The 4,433-nt window shown below is 61.9% G+C and carries 3 protein-coding genes; all 3 read left to right on the forward strand.

Going from position 1 to position 4,433, the window contains the following annotated elements:
- Window positions 1-967 (forward strand): IS110 family transposase (locus GY769_10940; GenBank protein MCP4202434.1); only part of this gene is annotated, 967 nt, incomplete at its 5' end.
- Window positions 968-2,475: 1,508 nt separating this feature from the next.
- Window positions 2,476-3,924, forward strand: a complete 1,449-nt coding sequence (locus GY769_10945) for a hypothetical protein (GenBank protein MCP4202435.1) — start codon at window positions 2,476-2,478, stop codon at window positions 3,922-3,924.
- A 342-nt stretch (window positions 3,925-4,266) separates the two neighbouring features.
- On the forward strand, window positions 4,267-4,433 hold a 167-nt coding region (locus GY769_10950), incomplete at its 3' end, for a ribonuclease PH (GenBank protein MCP4202436.1).

The raw sequence follows: 4,433 nt of genomic DNA on the forward strand, positions 1-4,433 counted from the left end.
CCGGAGGAGTCTGACGAAACTGTTCGCCGAAGCACCGCCGAGCCGGGTAGTGATGGAAGTGGGGACGCATTCGCCGTGGATCAGCCGGCTGGCGGCGGCGCCCGGGCACGAGGTGGTGGTGGCCAACGCGCGGAACGTGTCGTACATCACCCGGAGCAGCCGAAAGAGCGACAAGGTGGACGCGGAGTCGCTGGCGCGGTTGGGGCGGACCGACCCCAAGCTGCTCTCGCCGATCCGGCACCGGAGCGAGCAGGCGCAGGGGGATTTGGCGGTGATTCGAGCGCGGGCGGCAGTGGTGGAGATGCGGACGAAAGCGGTGAACGCGGCGCGAGGGCTGGCCAAGTCGATGGGGGAGCGGCTGGCGAAGTGTGACGCGGACCGGGTGGGGCCCCATTTGGTGGCCGGCCACAGCGAGCTGCTGCAACGGGCCTTGAGTGGGTTGTTGGGGCAAGTGGAGGAACTGACGGCCACGCTGCGGGATTACGACCAGGAGATTGCGCGGATGGCGAAGAGCGAGTATCCAGAGACCGGGCGGTTGGCGAAGGTCTACGGAGTAGCGGACCTGGTGTCACTGACCTATGTGTTGACTCTCGAGGACCCGGCGCGGTTCGAGCGGAGCCGGGAAGTGGGGCCGTACTTGGGGCTGCGGCCGCGGGAGGGGCAATCGGCGGAATACCAGCCGCAGTTACGGATCACCAAGGAAGGGGACCGGTATCTGCGGTGGCTGCTGGTGCAGTCGGCGCATTGTGTGATGAAGAAGAACGCGCCGGACTCGGACTTAAAGCGCTGGGGGGAGCAGTTGGCGGCGCGGGGCGGCAAGAATGCCAAGAAGCGGGCGGTGGTGGCGGTGGCGCGGAAACTGGCGGTGCTGTTGCACCGGCTGTGGGTTACCGGTGAGGAGTACCAGCCGCTCTACAATGCCCAGCGGCAGTCGGCGAAGAAGCAGTCGGCGAAGAAGGCCGCCTGAGCAGGTTGTTGAATTGCGTTTGAGATAGAGAATGGAAAGATTGGCCCATAGTCAGCGAAACAAACGCCGGGTTCGGGTGACTGCGAAGTCGCGGCAGGCCGCGGATCGGCGACGGCGCCCGTCGCCGCCGCCGATCCACCAGGCCGATACTGAGATGGCAGCACCCGTTTTGAGATCAAGGACACCAACTGGCACCGAGCCGAGCACGAGCTCACTCGAGAGTGCGGATGGGAGCCGGGCGACCAGAACGGGTGAAGCCGCTCACCACCGGTTGCCAAAGGCGAAGTGGATCTGGCTGGCCAGCCATTCCCTGAGCAGAGATGGTGTGACGGCACGGTAGCCGTCCGCCTCCCGTTGGTCGGCCCCGAGACGGGTCACGATCACGGGAGGAAAGAAAAGATTCTTAGAAAGGAGAATCGGCGATCACCGAGAGGATACCCTGCCTCCCGTTGGTCGGCCCCGCGACGGGTCACGATTACGAGAAGGACAAAAGATTCTTAGAAAAGGAAGATCTCTGATCACGAAAGAATCTACCGCCTCCCGTTGGTCGGCCCTGGACAGACTACGTTCTCGAAAGATACGACATTTCGCCTTGACAGAGGCAGCTTTCTCATGGAAGCCGCGACCGGAGGAAGCGGATTTTGCAGCCTGCCAGTGCTTCTCGAGACTCTGGCCGAGAGCAGCGAGGCTGGGATGGTCAAGGGTGGGCGATTCCAGGAGGACAAATCGCGGCCCGCTGTAGAATGTCAGCCGGCCCGGACCGGGTTGCCACTTCTGTTGCAGCTCAAAGGCAGCGGCCTCGGCACCCATTTCGTACACCACGACGGTTAGCGCTTCCGGCCCATCGTAGACCGCGCGCCGAGCCTGTTCGAGCCCGAGGGTTCTTACCAGCCCGGGAACCGTCTCGGCGGCGATTGCCTCGCTGGTGTTCAGATGCCAGTCGCTGTTGAGGACCTCGGGGAACGAAACGGCCCGTGGCTGGGGGGCTCCTCCGCAGGCCGCCGCCAGGATGGCCAGAGCAGCTCAAGATTTCTGGTTCATCGGAGACCCTCCTATGATAAAACGATGTAGTGATCCTAACGCTGTTTCATGATAAGCCGGTCTCGGAATCCTACTCCCTCATGTTCGAAAAGGACGGGGTCCTTGCCCGCCTGCGATCAGCCGATGCGTTGATAACCCGCAAGGGACTCACCGCGCTCCACCCGGCGAAAAACCGGCTGGTTGGGATTGGCTGTGAGTTCGATGCGAAAGGACGAGTGAAGAAGAACGGCTATGGCGTTTTCAATCTGAGCTGGCGCGCCGAGCAGCACCTGGAATGGCCGGGCATGGTGATGAGAGAGCTCGATCAGATTCGGTCGCGCTTGAAAGAAGCCCACGGAGCGAGGTTGCGGTTTCTCATCTGGGCGGGAATGGGCGGATCGGCCGAGGACAAGCGGATGTACAACGGGGTGGGGCTGCTGAAACGGAGTCCCCGGTGCTATGTGCTGGACTCCACCGACCCGGAGAAGATGAAGTCGATTCTCGACGACATCGTCCGCCGTTCGGGACTGCGCCTCGCCGACGCGCTGCGCAGCACGCTGGTGGTAGGAATGGCGATGGGGAAGACCTCGTACGAGCCGGTGGTCAACCTGGAGAAGCTGGCCTTGCTCTACGACAAGTACAAGATCGACAGCCGGCCGAACTTCCTCTACATGACCATCCCGGGCTCGCTGCTCGACAAGTTTGCCTCGAAGCGCGGCTACCGGAAGGTGGAGTTGCAGCTCGACAATGCCGACACCACCGCCGGCCGCCACTCCGCGCCGCTCACCCGCGGTTCGCTCTATCCTCTCGGCCTATCGAAAGTCGACTTGCGGGAGTGGATGGAAGGCACGTTTCTCAGCAAAGAGCAGATACACACGGCCTGGCGGCTGTCCGCCTTCCTGCATGCGCAATCGAAAGCCGGCCGTGACAAAATCACCCTGATCCTGCCATTGGGCTGGGCCGGGGCGGGCGTCTGGACCAAGCAGGATTTTGAAGAGAGTCTGGGCAAGAGCGAGGAACTCGGCATCAAGATCATCCTCGAGAGCCGGATCAAATTGGCCAACTATCGCTCGCCGAAGGACCCGTTGCAGGACCGCGCCTTTTTGGCCGTCAAGATCAAGGGCCAAGCCGCTGAAGGTTCGGCCAAGGCCGGCATGCTGCGCCGGCGAGGCTACCCGGTGGCTTCGTTGACTCTGCCTCGCGGCACGCTGCTCTCCACCTACATGCAGTTTGTCCACTACACAGTTTTCGGACTCGCGTGGCTGCGCAACATGAACTTTGTCACCCAGCCGAGCGTGGAACTCTACAAGACCATCACCAACCGCCTGTTCGAGGAAGCCGGTAAGGCCGGTGGTATCGAAAAGACCCCGGAATGGCAGGCAATGGCTGCCGGTGGACAGCGCAAGAAGCACGGCGGATCAGTCACGCTGCTGTGGAACCGGCTCGGCCTCGAGTTCCAACCCGGCAAGGCGGATGCCCCGACGATCTATGCCCAGATTGTGAAGCGGCTCATGGCGGAGGGACTGATGGAGTATGCCGAGCTCACGTTCTTCGGCGATGCCGCCTATTCCCGCCGCGGCAAAGCAACGCTGAAGACGCTGAACCGGGCCGCCGAGCGATTGTTTCGCTCGCGGCTGAAGATGCCCGTGGACATCTACGAGGGTCCGCCGATGAACCACTCCTATCACGAGATGATCATCGGCCACGGCAAGTGCCTGTCCACCGTGGTTCTTTCGGAAAAGCAGGAAAAGCTGCCAGCGGCCGGGCACACGCCGCAGTATCATATGGCGCAGTTTCTGGCCACCCAGATGGCCTTGGCCGAGCGAGGCCGGCCGGTGGTCGCTCTCATGTTGAAAGACCTCGAGGAGCCCACCCTAGCTTCGCTGGAGGATTTCTTCCGCCAAGCCGCCACCGCGCTCAAATCGATCAAGAGCTAGACAAGGGCTTCGCCCTTCGAATCCCTGCGGGATTGAAGAAGTCAGGAGTCGCTTCATCCGTAGCGGACTCGCAGAAGTCAGAATGGGTTCCGTGGCATTTGGGAGGGAAAGGGTCTTCGCTCGCGGGTTCTTCGCGTGAATTCGCGGCTGGGTGAGAGGCTAGCGGGTAGCTGGTTGGCATCGAAACGCAATACACTAGGACGCGATGGCGAAGTTCAAGATCGCCCGGGGAAAGAAGAAGAAGAAGTCGAGCCTAGGAGCGATTCCTTGTCTGCTTCTGATCGTCTCAGGTATTCTGCTGCTCACACTGCTGTTTTACGCAACGCTCCAGTCAGGCTCCCGATGAGAATCGACAATCGCACTCCCAACCAGATGCGGCCGGTGAAGATTGACACGGGCTGGCTGGTCACCGCCGAAGGTTCGGCACTGATTGAGGTCGGAAACACGCGTGTACTGTGCACGGCGTCGATTGAAGACTCGGTCCCGCAGTTCCTCCGCGGAAGCGGAAA

It is taken from the genome of bacterium (assembly GCA_024224155.1).
Lineage (GTDB): Bacteria > Acidobacteriota > Thermoanaerobaculia > Multivoradales > JAHEKO01 > CALZIK01.